At 71.5% G+C, this 15324-nt stretch carries 16 protein-coding genes; 7 read left to right on the top strand and 9 right to left on the bottom strand.

Annotated features, from left to right (window positions below; genetic code table 11):
- Nucleotides 1–278 precede the first annotated feature (278 nt).
- The 4 genes from IO36_RS38810 to IO36_RS38825 form a co-directional block, all read right to left on the bottom strand.
- Nucleotides 279–929: a DUF11 domain-containing protein gene (locus IO36_RS38810; RefSeq protein WP_037627637.1), complete on the bottom strand. Its 651-nt coding sequence runs from the start codon at nucleotides 927–929 to the stop codon at nucleotides 279–281.
- A gap of 175 nt (nucleotides 930–1104) precedes the next feature.
- Nucleotides 1105–2148, bottom strand: coding sequence for a COG1361 family protein (locus tag IO36_RS38815; protein WP_063764949.1), 1044 nt, complete (start codon nucleotides 2146–2148; stop codon nucleotides 1105–1107).
- Nucleotides 2149–2152: 4 nt separating this feature from the next.
- Nucleotides 2153–2671 carry a hypothetical protein gene (locus IO36_RS38820; RefSeq protein WP_037627641.1) on the bottom strand — a complete coding sequence of 173 codons (519 nt, stop codon included), beginning with the start codon at nucleotides 2669–2671 and terminating at the stop codon, nucleotides 2153–2155.
- A gap of 358 nt (nucleotides 2672–3029) precedes the next feature.
- Nucleotides 3030–4268: an FAD-dependent oxidoreductase gene (locus IO36_RS38825; protein WP_037627643.1), complete on the bottom strand. Its 1239-nt coding sequence runs from the start codon at nucleotides 4266–4268 to the stop codon at nucleotides 3030–3032.
- Between the two features lie 138 nt (nucleotides 4269–4406).
- Here IO36_RS38825 and IO36_RS38830 point away from each other — a divergent pair, with 138 nt between their 5' ends.
- Nucleotides 4407–4982: a TetR/AcrR family transcriptional regulator gene (locus IO36_RS38830; protein WP_209441340.1), complete on the top strand. Its 576-nt coding sequence runs from the start codon at nucleotides 4407–4409 to the stop codon at nucleotides 4980–4982.
- 73 nt (nucleotides 4983–5055) lie between these two features.
- Here the strand turns inward: IO36_RS38830 and IO36_RS43575 are convergent, their stop codons facing one another.
- Nucleotides 5056–5706: a hypothetical protein gene (locus tag IO36_RS43575; protein WP_051901284.1), complete on the bottom strand. Its 651-nt coding sequence runs from the start codon at nucleotides 5704–5706 to the stop codon at nucleotides 5056–5058.
- 107 nt (nucleotides 5707–5813) lie between these two features.
- Nucleotides 5814–6590 (bottom strand): endonuclease/exonuclease/phosphatase family protein, encoded by a 777-nt coding sequence (locus IO36_RS38840; protein ID WP_037627646.1) that lies wholly within the window; start codon nucleotides 6588–6590, stop codon nucleotides 5814–5816.
- Nucleotides 6591–6851: 261 nt separating this feature from the next.
- On the opposite strand from IO36_RS38840, the gene IO36_RS38845 reads away from it, so the two are divergent.
- Nucleotides 6852–7814, top strand: a complete 963-nt coding sequence (locus tag IO36_RS38845) for a redoxin family protein (protein ID WP_037627649.1) — start codon at nucleotides 6852–6854, stop codon at nucleotides 7812–7814.
- A gap of 269 nt (nucleotides 7815–8083) precedes the next feature.
- The gene (locus tag IO36_RS38850; protein WP_037627651.1) at nucleotides 8084–8728 is read left to right on the top strand and encodes a GAP family protein; all 645 of its coding nucleotides are present in this window, start codon (nucleotides 8084–8086) and stop codon (nucleotides 8726–8728) included.
- Nucleotides 8729–8895: 167 nt separating this feature from the next.
- Here the strand turns inward: IO36_RS38850 and IO36_RS38855 are convergent, their stop codons facing one another.
- Nucleotides 8896–9531 (bottom strand): molybdopterin-dependent oxidoreductase, encoded by a 636-nt coding sequence (locus IO36_RS38855; RefSeq protein ID WP_037627966.1) that lies wholly within the window; start codon nucleotides 9529–9531, stop codon nucleotides 8896–8898.
- A gap of 271 nt (nucleotides 9532–9802) precedes the next feature.
- On the opposite strand from IO36_RS38855, the gene IO36_RS38860 reads away from it, so the two are divergent.
- From IO36_RS38860 to IO36_RS38870, 3 genes are all read left to right on the top strand, one after another.
- Entirely contained in the window at nucleotides 9803–10672 is an 870-nt protein-coding gene (locus IO36_RS38860; RefSeq protein WP_037627652.1) for an MOSC domain-containing protein, read from the top strand.
- A 104-nt stretch (nucleotides 10673–10776) separates the two neighbouring features.
- Complete coding sequence (locus tag IO36_RS38865) at nucleotides 10777–11715, top strand: LysR family transcriptional regulator (protein WP_037627653.1); 939 nt, start codon at nucleotides 10777–10779, stop codon at nucleotides 11713–11715.
- A 101-nt stretch (nucleotides 11716–11816) separates the two neighbouring features.
- Nucleotides 11817–12977 carry an NAD-dependent formate dehydrogenase gene (locus tag IO36_RS38870; protein ID WP_037627654.1) on the top strand — a complete coding sequence of 387 codons (1161 nt, stop codon included), beginning with the start codon at nucleotides 11817–11819 and terminating at the stop codon, nucleotides 12975–12977.
- Nucleotides 12978–13001: 24 nt separating this feature from the next.
- On the opposite strand, the gene IO36_RS38875 is transcribed toward IO36_RS38870, so the two are convergent.
- Complete coding sequence (locus IO36_RS38875; protein ID WP_037627655.1) at nucleotides 13002–13493, bottom strand: YbaK/EbsC family protein; 492 nt, start codon at nucleotides 13491–13493, stop codon at nucleotides 13002–13004.
- A gap of 117 nt (nucleotides 13494–13610) precedes the next feature.
- Between IO36_RS38875 and IO36_RS38880 the strand changes: the two genes are divergently transcribed.
- Nucleotides 13611–14129, top strand: coding sequence for an XRE family transcriptional regulator (locus tag IO36_RS38880; protein ID WP_037627656.1), 519 nt, complete (start codon nucleotides 13611–13613; stop codon nucleotides 14127–14129).
- 80 nt (nucleotides 14130–14209) lie between these two features.
- On the opposite strand, the gene IO36_RS38885 is transcribed toward IO36_RS38880, so the two are convergent.
- Nucleotides 14210–15154 carry an ornithine cyclodeaminase family protein gene (locus tag IO36_RS38885; RefSeq protein ID WP_037627657.1) on the bottom strand — a complete coding sequence of 315 codons (945 nt, stop codon included), beginning with the start codon at nucleotides 15152–15154 and terminating at the stop codon, nucleotides 14210–14212.
- Nucleotides 15155–15324: the final 170 nt, after the last annotated feature.

Raw genomic sequence — 15324 nt, forward strand, 5'->3', positions numbered from 1 at the left:
CTGAGCGACGCGAGGACGGGGCGGACGGTTGCGCAAATGGGGGAGGGCTGGGTCACACCGCGGCGGCGCACCGCGACGGGGGCGCCGCAGTCGACCGGGGCCGGCAAAGCCCTTGTTTTCGCGGGGCTTCGGGCCGGCGAGGAGTGCTGGGAGGACGCGTACCGGCCAACTGGCCCTGCGGGAGTCCAGAAGGGTGGCCCGGCCGAGCACCAGCGTCCGTGTCATCGGTGCGGGACGGTGGTTCTCGGCCGGGCTGGTGTCCGTGGTGGTGCCCGGTGTCAGTGGCGGTGGGGTGCGCAGGGGTCCGGGCGGCCGTGGTGGGAGTGCGGGTCGATCCTGGTGGGGTCGGTCGCCGTGTGGCGGGACGGGTCGCCGCCTCCGGTGACGACGGCGACGTTGGTGACCCGTGCGCGGGCGTTGCAGGCGACGACGACCTTCAAGGTGATGGCCGGGTAGCTCTGCCCGGCGGGCAGGACCCCGCTGCGGGTGCAGGTGAGGGCCAGGCGGATGCAGTGCCATCCCCTGCCGTTGATGCTTGCGGCCCTGAGATCCGGGGGGAGCAGGTCGTGGACGGAGACCCTCGTGCCGTCGGTCGGGCCGGCCGTGGTGCTGTTGGCCACGGTGACGGTGTAGACGCCCTCCCTGCCCTGGACGAAGGTGCCGTGGTGCCGCTTGGCGATGGTCAGGGAGGGGTGGGCGGGCGGTAGGACCGTGAAGGTGAGGCCGGTGTTGACGGTGGTGTCGGCCTTCTTGGCCCGGTCGGGCGCGCCGGCGGCGTCCGCGTCCTTGGGTCCGGCCAGGCCGGTGGTCGTGAAGGTGTCGGCCGCTGGGGACCTTCGGTGTTCCGCCCGGGTGATGTCGGCGTGCTGAGCCGTGGCGGTCCATGCCGTGGCCAGGGCGATCGCCAGGATCCCGAGGCTGGACGTCACGACCGTCCCGGTCCTGCGGCGCGGTCGGTCCGTACCGCCCCGGTCTTCCGTGTCGCGGCCCGCTTCGGCCCGCCCTCTGTCATGCCTGAACACCGTCATCCCCGCTTCCCCATCGTCGACAACAAGCCGTCATGGACACTCAACTCGACATCAAGATCGCTTCAGGTTTCCGCGATCACCGGCGGCGCCGCAGGAACCGCGAGACCGGCAGGCCCAGGGCGACGAGGACCAGGACGGAGAGCGCCCCGGCCACGAGGGTGGGGGATCGCCCCAGGAGTCGGCCCGGCCCGGTGGCCGACGCGACGACCGTTCCGGCGGTCTCGGGATTCTCCGGGAAAGTGACCTTGGCCTGCGTGCTGCGCTCGACCATGCCGCTTCGCAGGGAGAGCGCCACCTTCCACGGGCCGTCCGGGACGCGGGCGTCCAGCGGGACGACCGCCTCCCCGGTGTCACCCGGAGCGAGTGTCGTGCCCGTCTTCGCCGCGAACGGTCCGGCGCGTAGTCCGCCCGGCCCGTCGCGCAGAGAGAGTGCCCCGCTGATGTCCAGGGCGCGGCGCCCCGTGTTGTGGATCCGGGCGTGGACCTCCGGCCGCCCGTCGGGGGCCCGGGTCGAACGGATGCGGTCGATCTTGAAGTCCGAGGGCGGCTCACCGCCGGGACCGACGTCGATGTACATGCGGACGCCCACCCGGCCCAGCATCGTCACCGTGTGCGAGCGGTCCGCGGGGGTCCCCATCTGCGCCCAGACGACCCCGTACCGCTCGCCTTCCGAGGCCTCCTTGGGCACACGGATGGTGGTGCGCACCCGTGCTCTTCCGGACGGCTTCAGCTCGAGGCCCGTCCTGTCGAGAGACGTCCAACCGGTCAGCTCGTCGGGTGTGCGCCCCGGCGCGAACGCGAACCGGCCCTTGGCGATGGCTGCCGCCGCGGCGTAGAGATCGACGTGGATCGACGTGGGCGACTCGTTGACCACCTCGACCCGGCGCTCGATGGTCGAGCCGGGCGCGAGGTGGTCGACGATGTACGCCTGGGCCCTGGGGTCGTCCCTGCGGCTCACCGGAGCGTCGAGCAGCCGGATGCCGACCGTCCGGTGCGCGGCCGGGACGGGGGAGGGCGCTGCGGGCGCCCGCCGCGCCCCCGCCGACGCCGGCATCGCCCCGGCCGCCTGCGTGAAGGCCAGGGCCAGCAGCAGGGCCACGTAGCGGCGCGCGCCCTTCATTGCGTCAGGCAACGGACTGGGTCAGCGTTCCTGTGTAGGCCCCGCCGACGGCGGTGGCGGGCACGCTGACGGCGATCGTCGGGTTCCAGGTCGCGGTGTTGTCCCCGACACCGGCGGACCCGGTGACCACGACCTGGGCGGAGTTGCTCAGTGTCACGTCCGTCCCGGTGGCGGTGATGGTGCCGGTCGTCGTCACCGTTCCGACCGTGTAGGTGGCGTCGGTGGCGGGAATCGTCGTCGGACCGCCGCTCGTGAAGTCCGTCTCCGCCGCGGTCACGCTCCAGGAGGCCGAGAGGAGGGCGCGGTCGTCGGTGACGGTCACGGGACCGATCGGCGCGCTGATCGTGGTGCCCGGCGCTCCGGAGCCGAGGGCGGCGCTGACCGGCGCAGACATCGTCAAGGCGCCGGAGGTGACGGTGTAGGTCACGGTGGTGCTGGGGTCGTCCGCCGCGGCGGCGAGGCCCGGCTGGAGCAGGACGAGTGCAGCGGCGGAGGCCGCGAGGGACAGGCTTCGTGCGCGCACGATCACTCCCGAAGTAGCCGCCCCGCCAGTGGACACCCTGGCCGACAGCGGACGTGCTGGCTGACGTGCCGCAGACAATCGAGCGCGGCCCGCGCACACAAGCCGACGCGCGCCGCGCTCCACCAGACGAAGGACCACATTTCAGTCGGACCGCCCTGACCTGCGGTGTTGGGCGCCGCGGGTACAGCGGTGGTCGAGGCGGCGGTGTGCCGAGGACGCCGTGCTCACGCGCGGTGCCGCGGTCCCGTACGTGAGCCCGGTGCCGCCCGTGGGCCCGGCCTGCCGTAGGAGCCCGGCGTACTCATCGCGCCCCCCGCGGCCAGGACCCGTGAGCCGATTCCACTTCGGGAATGAGTGCTCAGTGCGCCTCGGTGCGTTCCCCCGTCCGCCGGGCCCGTTCCTCTCGGTAGGCCTGGGCCCGGGCCAGATAGTCACGGTGTTCCTGCTCGTGGTCCGGCGGCAGGTCCGGCGTGTCGGTGGTGGCGAAGAACTCCACGAGGGCGTCGTTGGAGCCCACGGCCAGCTCTCCGGAACGGGCGAACATGTCCGTCTCGTAGCCGGCCACCGCCTCGTCGAGAGTGGCGACCGGGTCGGAGCCCACCGCTCGTCCCACGGCATGTGCGAGTTCCGCGCCGTCCAGCATCGCGAGGTTGGCGCCGTGACCGCCGAAGGGCGCCATCAGATGGGCCGCGTCGCCGATCAGCGTGACCCCGGGGACGTGTTCCCAGGTGAGCGGGGCGGGCAGGGCCCAGAAGGAGCGGGGCACGTAGTCGCCGTCGTTGCGGACGATCAGCGTACGCATGGCCGTCGACCAGTGACCGAACTCCCGTGCCAGGTGGGAGCGGATGCTCTCCCGGTCGGTGAGGTCCACCTCGGCACCGGTGTGCCAGTCCGGAGCGGCGCGGAAGGCGATGTAGCCGCGCACCACGCCGTCGCTGTTGCGTTGCAGGATCACCGCGCGGCCGTCGTTGTCGTTGGAGAACAGATGGCCGGCGCCTACGAGTTCGGCGACCTCGGGGTGCCGCGTGTCGACGTCGTCGAAGCGCGCGTCGAGGAAGCAGACCCCTAGGTGCCGCGGGGTGGCGTCCCCGATCAGGGGGCGGACCTTCGACCAGGCGCCGTCGGCGCCGATCACCAGGTCGGCCTCCACGGTGGTCCCGTCCGCGAACTCCAGGCGGGCCCCGGCGTGACCGAGCCGGGTCGTGCGGACGAGCCGGTGGCCCCAGCGGACGGTGCCGGGCTGCAGGCTCTCGAAGAGCAGGCGGCGCAGCCGGCCGCGGTCGATCTCCGGCGCGGCCTCGTCACCGGGGGTCGGGGTGAACTCCGCCAGGACCGTGCCGTGGTGGTCCCGGCGGGTCTTGGCCTGCCCCTCCGGCCGGGCCCGCGCCATGAAGGCGTCGATCAGTCCGGCGTCCTCCAGGGCGATCTGCCCGGAGTCGGCGTGCAGGTCGAGCGTGCCGCCGGGGTCGCGGGAGCCGACCGAGTCGTCGGCGTCGTACACGGTGACCTCGATGCCGTGCCCTTGCAGGACGCGGGCGCAGGTCAGGCCCGCCGGGCCGGCACCGACCACACAGATCCGGGGTGTGTCGTTCGTCATCAGGATCGTCTCCTCTCGGACGGCGCGGGTCGCGAAGGGGTCGCGACGACGCCGCGCTAGGTGTAACCGCTTAAAAAGCGTAACAGCTCAACTTTCTGAGTCGATCCATGAACGCGGTAAGGTGGCCGGGTGACCGAGATGGGGCGCCGAGAGCGCAAGAAGGCAGCCACCCGCCAGGCCCTGGCGGACGCGGCACTACGGCTGTTCGCTGACCGGGGCTACGACGAGGTCGGGGTGCGCGAGATCGCCGACGCGGCCGACGTCTCGGTGACGACGCTCTTCAAGCACTTCCCCGACGGCAAGGAGGCGCTGGTCTTCGACCAGGACGTGGACCGCGAGGCCGCCCTGGTCGCGGCGGTCCGCGAACGGCCCGCGGGCCAATCCGTCCCGGAGGCCCTGCACCGGATGTTCCAGGGCGAACACTCCCGAAGGGTCCACGCGGACCCTCGGTTCGACGACTTCCTGCGCCTGATCGACACCACCCCCGCGCTGCGCGAGTACGCCCGCAGGATGTGGCTGCGGCACGAGCACGCCCTGGCAGCGGCAATCGCCGAGGACGCCGGACTCCCCGACGACGACCCGGGCTGCCGGGCGCTGGCCCACTTCGCCCTGGAGGCGCCCGTCCTGGTCCGCGGGACCGGCGACCCGGACGCCGCCCTCGACCGGATCTTCGACCTGCTGGCCAACGGCTGGACCGGCGAGCGAGTCGGCTGACGCGCCCGTAACCGCCGGTGGGGCCCCGTTCGTCTGTCGTCCGGACGATGCTGCGCGCGTCGGAACGGCGGGGTCAGTCCCGGTGCTTCTCGCGCGCGTAGAAGGCGCCCTTGCCGAGCGGGGTGAAGGCGATGCTCGTCCCGAACGTGTCGTGACCGCTGCGGAAGGCGAGCAGGGGTGCGGACGAGGTGTCCTCCGCCTCCCCGAAGTGGAAGACGGCGAGCGGTTCGGCCGGATCGGCGGGGGCGTAGCCGAGGGTCTTGGCCGAGTGCGGATCCTGGTCGCCGAAGACCACGGACGGCGCGCCGTACCTCGTCAGAACGTCATCGAGGGAGCGGTCGGTCCTGGCCCAGTCCTTGGTCGTCTCGACGAGGTGCGTGTGCTCGTCCGCGACCAGGACTCGATCGACCCTGAGCCAGCCGCGCCGGTGAGCGGCGGCACCGTACTCGGCAGCCACGACATGAATCTCTGGCTGCGGAAAGAGGGAACGCACCGCTGCCGCCATGTCCAACCGCGCGTTGTCGTCCACGATCCACCGCGCCCCGTCGGACCGGTCCGCGTCCACGGCGAGGGTGTCGAGCAGAAGCGGCAGCCACGCGACCCCACCGTGCGCACTCGGGCACCGCACGGCGGCGTTGAACTCGTCGAGCAGGCGACCGCGTTCGACCTCACCGAGCGAGTCCCGACGACCGACGGGACGAGACAGACTCCGAAGCGACGACATGCAACTCACCCTCGCCTGTGGCTCCCCGACTGTCCACCCTGTTCTTCAATTCGCAGCAGAAACACGTCGGTTGCGCTGACTGAGTCATGTGCGAGCCGCTCCCGAGTTCAGGCCGACCGGATCAGCCGCGCTCGTACGCCGTAGTGGTCGGACAAGTACGCCTGGCGGCCGTCGGCGAGAGTCACCTTGTCCTGGAACACCAAGTCGGCTTCAGCGGTCAGTGTTTGCCCGGCTGCGGGTCGCACCAGTACGTGGTCCAGGGCCGGGGGTGACGGCCATCGAGGCGTGGGGCGGTACGTCGGACGGGTGTCGCCGGAGAGGACGTCACGCAGCCCCGCCGCCGCGATGAAGCCGGCGAGTGCCGCCGAATCGCGCGGGAGGTTCAGGTCACCGACCACCGCGACGGGTACGGAGGGGTCGACGGCCGCGATCGCCTCGGTGAGCCGGGCCAGTTCGGCTTCCGCGATCCGCGTGTACCGGTTGGCGGGCGACCAGTCGTCGTCGCGGTTGGCCGACAAGTGGGTGTTCAGGACGACCAGTTCACCGTCCGGCGTCGCTATGGAGGCCACCTGGGCGCCCTTGCGCATGAAGAACTCGCCGCGCACCGGACCGGTCATCGGATACCGCACGAACCGCGACCGGCTGATCGGCCACCGGGACAGCAGGACCAGGCCGCCCTTGATCAGGGCCGTGCCCGAGCAGGCGACGTACCGGTAGGCGGGAGCGGCACGGCGGATCAGCCGGACGTTGCGGCGGAACATGACCTCCTGAAGACAGACGACGTCGTAGTCGGACGCCGCGAGTGCCCCGCCGAGGGCATGCAGCCGCGCCGGGACGTCACCGGTGAAGAGGGCGTTCATCGTCAGCAGTCGCAGGGCCTTCAAGAACCCGTCACCTTCCGTCCGGTGGCCGCCTGTCGGGCCGTGCGGGGAGCGGAGTCGCTCACGCCGTCGATCGTACTGGCGCTCGTGTCGGACGCGTGGAGTGTGCCGCCCTCGTCCCGTGCCGCCCCCAACTGCTGTAGTCCGCGTGCCGCCCTTTCAGGTACGCGGTGGCCGTCGCGAGAGCTCCACCGGTCCCGCTTCCGCGCGGCTCTTGACGTTGCCCCCAAGGGCAACGTTTAGCGTTTCCCCGAGGTGAGGGACATGCGGATCGGTGAACTGGCCGGGCGAGCGGGAGTGACGACCAAGGCCGTGCGCTACTACGAAGCGCTGGGGCTGCTCGCTCCGACGCGGCTGGCCAACGGCTACCGGGACTACGACGAGCACGACGTACGACTTACCCGGGAGATCAGGGCGCTGGGCCGGCTGGGCATCCCCGCCGAGGGGACCCGGCCCTTCCTGGAATGCCTGGCCCTGGGGCACCAGCACGCGGACGACTGCCCGGCCGCGCTGGCCGGATACCGGGACGCCATCGACGAACTCACCCGGCGGATCGAGGGCCTCACCGCACGCCGAACTCTGCTGGTGGCGCACCTGAACGAGGCCGCGCACCGCAACAGCCGCTTCCCGCCGCACACCGGAGATGAGGAACCCATGACCGACTACACGACCCTGCCCGCCGACCTGCCCGTTCCCGAGGACGACGGTGCAGCCGACCACCTGCGCGGCGCACGCATGCCGGATCTGCGACTCCGGGCCACCGACGGCGTGACGGTCGGCCTCGGAGAACTGGGCGCGGGGCGAACCGTGCTGTACGTCTACCCGCTGACCGGCCGCCCCGGCACCGATCTGCCCGACGGCTGGGACTCCATCCCCGGCGCCCGCGGCTGCACCGCCGAGACGTGCGGCTTCCGCGACCACCACCAGGACCTGCTCGCGGCCGGCGCTGCCCGGGTGTACGGCCTCTCCAGCCAGGAGACCGACTACCAGCGCGAGGTCACCGCGCGGCTCCGGCTGCCGTTCCAGATGCTGTCCGACCCCGGGCGCAGCCTGGCGCAGGCACTGGACCTGCCCACATTCACCGCGGGAGGGCTGACGCTGTACAAGCGGCTCACGCTGATCATCCAGAACGACGTGATCGAGCACGTCTTCTACCCGATCTTCCCGCCGGACGAGCACGCCGACCAGGTCGTGGCCTGGCTCGGCGCCCATGCCCCGCAAGGGTGAGGGCGTCGACGTCGTACGGGAGGAGCGGTGAAGGCAGGAGGGGCCCGCTGCGGAGGCGCTCGGCGCCGGATTCTTTCGCGCCGCCGGTCGAATCACGAACCGCGACGGCAACCGGACAGGGGACACGGGCGCCGCTTGCTTGACCTGCCGTAGCGGCCCCTGCAAAGTCGGCTTACGGCACCGTGTCGGCGCCGCCCGATCCTGCCGACAGGCCTGCCGGTAGCCGTTTCGGCGGAAGACCGTCCCGACCTCCAGGAGCGACTGATCCGATGGTCCTCGACCTCCTGGTGATCGGTACGGCCATCACCCTGGGGCCTCTGCACAACAGCGCCTACGTCCTCCTGCTCTCCTCGCGGCGCGGTGTGCGCCAGGGCCTGGCGTTCCTCCTGTCGTGGCTGGCCAACCTCATCGTGGTCATCGCCTGCGTGATGCTGCTGACCGGCGGTCAGCCCCCGGACCTGCACACGAAGCCGTCGACCGCGTCGATCGCCGTCAAGCTCGCCTTCGGCGTGGCGCTGGTCTGCTACGCCGTCTACCGACACCGCAGACCACCGCGCCCGCACGGACCGCCCCGCTGGCAGGCCAGGATCGACGACGCTTCACCCGCCACCGCGGCCGGCCTGGCATGGGTACTGCAACCGTGGGCACTGGTCGGTGCCGGCGCCGCCGCGGCCGTCGACGCGAACCTGTCCACCGCGGCCGACTGGGCCGCCCTGACCGGCTACTGTCTGCTGGCCACGCTCAGCCTCATCGTCATGGAGACGTACATGCTCCGGGCGCCGGAGGCCGCGAACGCCCGGCTGAACGGCTTGCGCGACTGGTTGAACCGACACCAGGAGCAACTGATCGTCAGAATCTCGCTGGTGGTCGGCCTGTGGCTGACGGCGCACAGCATCTACCAACTCGTGGTCTGACATGGGGTGGTGGGGCACCGACGCCCACTCGCCGAGCCCTCCAACGGGACAGGACTCCGGTGCCAAATCGCGCCGTTGCCGTTGCCGTTGCCGTTGCCGTTGGCGACGCCGACGCCGGGACCGGACGCTGTTGCCGGCGAGCGCCCAATAGCCACCGGGCCTTCACCTCAAGAGCGCGACCCCTGACCCGTGCCGTCCTCGTCCTCCTGGTAGGAGTAGCGCTGTTGCTTCCAGGGGTCGGCGAGGTTGTGATAGCCGCGCTCCTCCCAGAATCCGCGACGGTCGCCCGTCATGTACTCGATGCCGCGCAGCCATTTCGGGCTCTTGTAGCCGAAGAGGTGAGGCACGACCAGGCGCAGCGGGAAGCCGTGTTCGGCGGTGAGGGGTTCGCCGTTGTGGTGGGTGGCCATGAGCGTCTTGGAGGAGGTGAAGTCGCTCAGGCGCAGGTTGGCGGAGTAGCCGTACTCGGCCCAGGCCATGACATGGGTGACGCCCGGCGCGGGTGGGGCCAGGTCCAGGACGGTGGCGGCGGGGATGCCGTACCACTCGTGGTCGGTGGAGGTGGGCCCGCTCGCGCAGTGCAGGTCGGCGACGACCGTGACATGGGGCAGTGCCGCGAGGTCGTCGAACTTCCATTCGTGCGTCTCGCGGGAGGCGGTCGCACCGAAGACGCGCAGGTTCCAGCGTTCGGGGCGGAAACGGGGGACCGGACCGTAGTGGGAGACCGGCCAGCCGTGCACGTGCTGCTGTCCGGGAGGGATCCGGCCGGAGACCGCGGTCTGAGAGGAGTGTTCGTCGGCCACGGCCCGCACCCACGCCCTTCATATCGTCCTGCCGTCCTACTTTCCCGTGCAGCGTAAGTGCCCACCGCGCGTCCCACGGCATTGGCCGCGCCGCGGCGAGCCGTCGGCGCGGTGCCCGACCGCTCGCCCACCGGGACACCTCACCCCACTGCCTGCTGCCCGCATCCCGCACCGCGGCCGGCCACGGGCGCGTACCCGTCGACGAACTCCCCATCCCTCCGATGTCGAAAAGCCCGGGAGAATCCGCCGGCCCGGCACCGATACTCTTTCCATGGGCACCGTGACCGCGCTGTACCGCTATCCGGTGAAGTCGATGCTCGGCGAGGTCCTGACCTCCGTGGCGGTCACGGAAGCCGGGCTCTCCGGTGACCGTGTCTTCGCGGTGCTCGACGAGACGGGCGCCGTGGGCAGCGCCAAACACCCGCGCAAGTGGGGCGAGTTGCTGCGCTGCCGCAGCCGTCTGGACGAGTCGGGAACGGTCCGCGTGGCCCTGCCGGACGGAACCACCCTGCGGGTCGACGATCCTGAACTGGGCTTCTTGCTGGGCAAGTTGCTCGGCCGTCCCGTGCATCTCTCATCCGTCGTGCCCGAGCACGGCAGGCTGGAGCGGGCGGTGCCGGCGTACGAGGGTGGAGTGCCGGAGGTTCTGCGGGATTCGGCGTCCGTCGACGAGACCGGAGAGAGCATCACCACGGGGCGAGTCGCTGGAGGCACCTTCTTCGACTTCGGCCGGGTCCATCTCGTCACCACCTCCTCGTCGGCCCGGATGCGGGAGGCGTACCCCGCGGGAGACTTCGACCCTCGCCGCTTCCGGCCGAACCTTGTCGTGGACACCGGCACCGGCACCGGCACCGGCGCCGACAGCGGGCCGGGCTTCCCCGAAGACGCCTGGACCGGGGCGCGGCTGCGCGTGGGGGAGGCCCTGTTCCGCGTCGTCGTGCCCACTCCGCGCTGCGTGATCCCCACCCTCGGCCACGGCGAACTCGCGGCGGACCCCGGCATCATGCGCGCCGTGGCCCGCCACCACCGCGTCCCCGTCCTCGATCTGGGGCGGCTGTCCTGCCTCGGTGTCTACCTGGACGTGCTGGAGGCGGGACGGGTCGAGGTGGGCGACACGATCACCGTGCAGCAGGCCGACTGATCGCACCCACCAACGTCCTGCCGTCTCCGCCGCCACTCCCCACGAGCGGCCGCCTGGCGGAAGCTGGACCCGGCACCGCCACAGCCGCCGAGGGGGAATCGCCCATGCTGCTCCGCCAGTTGGAATACCTGGTCGCGCTGGCCCGTGAGCGCCACTTCGTCCGTGCGGCAGCGGCCTGCTACGTGTCCCAGCCGTCGCTGTCCGCCGCGATCCGTCGTCTCGAACACGAACTGGGCGTGCCGATCGTGCGACGGGGCCGCAGGTATGAGGGCCTCACCCCGGAGGGGGAGGTGGTGCTCGCCTGGGCGCACCGCATCCTTGCCGAACGCGACGGTCTGCGGCAGGAGTTGTCCGCCCTGCGGGACGGGCTGACCGGAACCCTGCGTCTGGGGGTCGTCCCGACCGCCCTGCCCGTCGCGTCCCTGCTGACGAACCCGTTCTGCGAGAGTCACCCGCGGGCCAGGGTGAGCATCGAGTCCCTGTCCTCCGTCGAGATCACCCGGGGACTGACGGACTTCGAACTGGACGCGGCCATGACCTATCTCGACGACGAGACGCTGTCGGGCCTCGGACGGCTGCCGCTCTACGAGGAGCGGTACGTCCTGCTCACCCCCGCCGACGGCCCGATCGCGGGGCTGTCCACCGTCCGCTGGGCGCAGGCCGCATCGCTCCCGCTGTGCCTGCTCGGACCCCGGATGCGCAACCGCCGTATCGTCGACGAGTGCTTCGCCGCAGACGGAGCCGAGGCGGCACCCGCGATCGAGTCGGACACCGTCGTCGGCCTGTACGCGCACCTGCCCGGCGGGCGCTGGTCCAGTGTCATCTCACACGCCTGGCTGCACATGTTCGGAGTGCCCGACGGCATGCGGGTGGTGCCGCTGGAGGGTCCCGCGCACGGCCCGCGCGTGGGTCTGGTCGTAGGTCCCGACGAACCACCCTCCGTGCTCGCCGGAGCCCTGCTGGCCGTGGCCCGGCAGGCGGGAGTCCGGGACGCCCTGGACGGGCTCCTGCGCACCTACCTCGACGACGACCCCGGCCCATAGCCGCCGCCTATACGGGTATAGCGAGGATCGCTTTGACCGGGTGGTTCGGCGGCGGGGATCGTGAAATCCACCGTCCCGCACCCCAGTTGAGGAGCCGCGACATGGCCAAGGTTCTCTGTGTCCTGTACGACGACCCGACCGACGGATACCCCACCACCTATGCCCGCGACGACGTCCCCACCATCGACAGCTACCCCGGTGGCCAGACCACGCCGACGCCCGGGGCGATCGACTTCACCCCCGGCCGGCTGCTGGGCAGTGTCTCCGGGGAACTCGGGCTGCGCGGCTTCCTGGAGAAGGCCGGGCACACCCTCGTCGTCACCTCCGACAAGGACGGCGATGATTCGGTCTTCGACCGTGAGCTCGCCGACGCGGACGTCGTCATCTCCCAGCCGTTCTGGCCGGCGTACCTCACCGCCGAGCGCATCGCCGCCGCCCGGAACCTCAAGCTCGCCGTCACCGCGGGCATCGGCTCCGACCACGTCGACCTGGACGCGGCCGTCGCCCGCGGGGTGACGGTGGCCGAGGTGACGTACAGCAACAGCATCAGCGTCGCCGAACACGTGGTGATGATGACGCTGTCCCTCGTACGGAACTACCTTCCCTCCCACCAGGTCGTCCTCGACGGGGGCTGGAACATCGCCGACTGCGTGGCGCGTTCGTACGACCTGGAGGGCATGCACGTCGGCACGGTCGCCGCCGGGCGCATCGGACTCGCGGTCCTGCGTCGCCTCGCGCCCTTCGACGTGAAACTCCACTACACCGACCGCCACCGGCTGCCGCGCGCGGTGGAACAGGAACTGGGGCTGGTCTTCCACGAGAGCACCGCCGACATGGTGCCGCACTGCGACGTCGTCACCGTCAACGCACCGCTCCACCCCGAGACCGAGGGCCTGTTCGGGGACGACCTGCTGGCCACGATGAAGCGCGGCGCCTACCTCATCAACACCGCCCGGGCGAGGATCGTCGACCGGGACGCCGTCGACCGTGCCCTGCGCAGCGGCCGGTTGGCGGGCTATGCGGGTGACGTGTGGTACCCGCAGCCCGCCCCCGCCGACCACCCCTGGAGGACCATGCCCCACCACGGCATGACCCCCCACATCTCGGGATCCTCGCTCTCCGCCCAGGCCCGCTACGCGGCCGGGACCCGCGAGATCCTCGAGTCCTGGTTCGCGGGCCGGCCGATCCGCGACGAGTACCTCATCGTCGACGGCGGCGCGCTGGCCGGAACGGGCGCCCGCTCGTACTCGGTGAGCAAGTGAGCCGCGGGGCCGCGGAAGCTCCGGTCACGGACCGACGGGGAGCAGGACGCCTCCGGTGAGCCGGAGGAGTTCGTCGGCGGAGGTGGGGAACACCGTGCGCGGGGTTCCGGCCGCGGCCCACACCTGCGGGTAGTCGTACAGGGCCGTGTCGACCACGGTGGGCAGCGCCCGGGGATGGCCGACCGGAGCCACGCCGCCGATCACCTGTCCGGTGGCCCCGCGCACCTCCTCCGGGGTGGCGCGCCGAAGCGGACCGCGCCCCCAGCGGGCCGCCAGCGCGGCGGTGTCCACCTTGTGGCGTCCGCTCGTCAAAACCAGGACCGGTTCGCCGTCGGAGACGAACACGAGGCTGTTGGCGATCGCACCCACCTCGCAGCCGAGCGCCGCCGCGGCCTCGGCGGCCGTGCGTGTCGAATCCGTCAGCTCGCGCACCCGGCCCCGGATGCCGGCCTCGGCGAGGGCGCGGGCCACCTCGACACTGCGGGCGGGCAGGGACGTGTCTTCCCGGGACTCCATGCGACTCCTCCTCGTACGGGGACAGGCGTTCCGTATACGGAACGTTCCGTATGTGGAACGATAGGTCTCCGAAGCCCCGGGAATCAACCGGGAACACGTACGAGGGACAGGGACACCATGGATCTGGCGGCCAGTGTCGGCTCGCGCCTGAAGGAGCTGCGCGAGGCGCGCGGGGTGTCCCTGTCCGCACTGGCACGCAGGTCCGGGGTCGGCAAGGCGACGCTTTCCGAGCTGGAGAGCGGCCGCCGCAACCCCACTCTGGAAACGCTCTACGCCCTCACGACGGCGCTCGACGTACCACTCAGCAGCGTTCTGTACGATCCGGCGCATCCCGCCACGATCTCCGGTGACGCCGTCGACGCCGTGCTGCTCGAGAGGTTCGAGGCCGACACGTCCGTCACGGAGACCTACCGGATCAGGATCCGCTCGGGAGCGACACAGGAGTCCGCGGCCCATGCCCCGGGCACGACGGAGCACATCGTCGTCCTCGCCGGCACCGCCCACGTCGGTGACGTCAACGACCCCGCCCTGATCGGCCCTGGGGCGCACGGGAGCTGGGCCGCCGACACCCCGCACGTCTACCGCGCGCCCGCCGGAGACGTCGAGGCGTTGTTGGTCGTCCGCTGTCCCAAGTGACCACGATCGGCGCCTGCTTCGGCTCCCTGGGTTCTGGCCGGGGCGATGCTACGGCCTTCGCGGGCGGCGGACTCCGTCGGTCACGACAGGAGGTCGAGGGTCGTTCCGGTCCCGGTGGCCCGGGCCCGTTGGAGGGCCAGCCAGCTCAGGGCCAGGTCCTGCCAAGGCAGGCCGACCGGCGTGTAGGCGGTGAGTTCCCGGCTGTCGGAGCGGGCGGGGGCCTCGCCGCGGATCACCTCTCCGAGGGAGGCGGCGGCCGTGGAGGAGGGCAGTCCGGCGTTCGCCAGGGCGCCGTGCGCCGTCACGAGTGTGGCGTCGTCGACGATCAACCGGGCGGCGAGCAGGACGTCGGGGGCGACTTCCTGTTTCCCGGGCTCGTCCGCTCCCAATGCCGTCAGATGTTGTCCCGGCAGCAAGTCCCGCAGACGCAAGAGAGGTTCACGCGACCACGTGGCCAGCAGCACGACGTCCGCCGTCGCGGCCACCTCCACCGGCGTCGATGCCACGGTGCCGTCGTGGCGCCGTGCGAAGGCCGCCGCCCGCTGCGGATCGGAGTCGTGGACGACGAGCCGGTCCCATGAACGCAGGGTGCGCAGGCCGCGGACGGTGAGTTCGGCCTGGGCTCCGGCCCCGATCACGCCGACCGCGCGGGCGTCCGCGGCCGGTCGCGCGATCAGGTCGGTGGCCAGGGCCGCGGCGAGCCCGGTACGCCACGCGGTGACGGTGGCGGAGTCGATCAGGGCCAGCAGTTCGCCGTCGGTGCCGCTGTGGAGGCAGATCACACCCCGCAGGGCCGGAGTCGCGCCGGGGAACTTCGCGTTGACCTTGACCGTGTAGGCGGGTGTCCCGGGAAGCAGGCCGGGCAGCAGGGCCGTGGCGGTGCCGGGAAACGGAAGGTCGGTGCGCATCCGTCGGCCCGGCGAACCAGTTGGCGTGGAGACGGCGAACCCCTCGCGCAGCACCTGAATGCAGTCCGCGGGGTGCAGCAGTTCCTGAAGGTCCGTGCGAGTCAGGATCCGGGTCATGCAAGGGAGAATCCCACGCCGTTCCGCCGCGACCGCGCTACCGCGGTATACGCACAGGTTTCCGCCGAGCAGCCCGGACGGGCATGGGGCCACGGACAGCGCGCGGTGCAGGCACATTGACCCGCGGGCGTATGTCCCCGGGCCGATGCCGGGCCCCCGACGGCCCGGTT

The organism is Streptomyces aureus, from assembly GCF_000725495.1.
Taxonomy (GTDB): Bacteria; Actinomycetota; Actinomycetes; order Streptomycetales; family Streptomycetaceae; genus Streptomyces; species Streptomyces aureus_B.

Excerpts from the sequence above, each read along its gene's own strand:
- IO36_RS38815 (WP_063764949.1), bottom strand. The coding sequence starts at position 2,148 with ATGAAGGGCGCGCGCCGCTACGTGGCCCTGCTGCTGGCCCTGGCCTTC.
- IO36_RS38825 (WP_037627643.1), bottom strand. The coding sequence starts at position 4,268 with ATGACGAACGACACACCCCGGATCTGTGTGGTCGGTGCCGGCCCGGCG.
- IO36_RS38830 (WP_209441340.1), top strand. The coding sequence starts at position 4,407 with ATGGGGCGCCGAGAGCGCAAGAAGGCAGCCACCCGCCAGGCCCTGGCG.
- IO36_RS43575 (WP_051901284.1), bottom strand. The coding sequence starts at position 5,706 with ATGTCGTCGCTTCGGAGTCTGTCTCGTCCCGTCGGTCGTCGGGACTCG.
- IO36_RS38845 (WP_037627649.1), top strand. The coding sequence starts at position 6,852 with ATGCGGATCGGTGAACTGGCCGGGCGAGCGGGAGTGACGACCAAGGCC.
- IO36_RS38850 (WP_037627651.1), top strand. The coding sequence starts at position 8,084 with ATGGTCCTCGACCTCCTGGTGATCGGTACGGCCATCACCCTGGGGCCT.
- IO36_RS38860 (WP_037627652.1), top strand. The coding sequence starts at position 9,803 with ATGGGCACCGTGACCGCGCTGTACCGCTATCCGGTGAAGTCGATGCTC.
- IO36_RS38865 (WP_037627653.1), top strand. The coding sequence starts at position 10,777 with ATGCTGCTCCGCCAGTTGGAATACCTGGTCGCGCTGGCCCGTGAGCGC.
- IO36_RS38870 (WP_037627654.1), top strand. The coding sequence starts at position 11,817 with ATGGCCAAGGTTCTCTGTGTCCTGTACGACGACCCGACCGACGGATAC.
- IO36_RS38875 (WP_037627655.1), bottom strand. The coding sequence starts at position 13,493 with ATGGAGTCCCGGGAAGACACGTCCCTGCCCGCCCGCAGTGTCGAGGTG.
- IO36_RS38880 (WP_037627656.1), top strand. The coding sequence starts at position 13,611 with ATGGATCTGGCGGCCAGTGTCGGCTCGCGCCTGAAGGAGCTGCGCGAG.
- IO36_RS38885 (WP_037627657.1), bottom strand. The coding sequence starts at position 15,154 with ATGACCCGGATCCTGACTCGCACGGACCTTCAGGAACTGCTGCACCCC.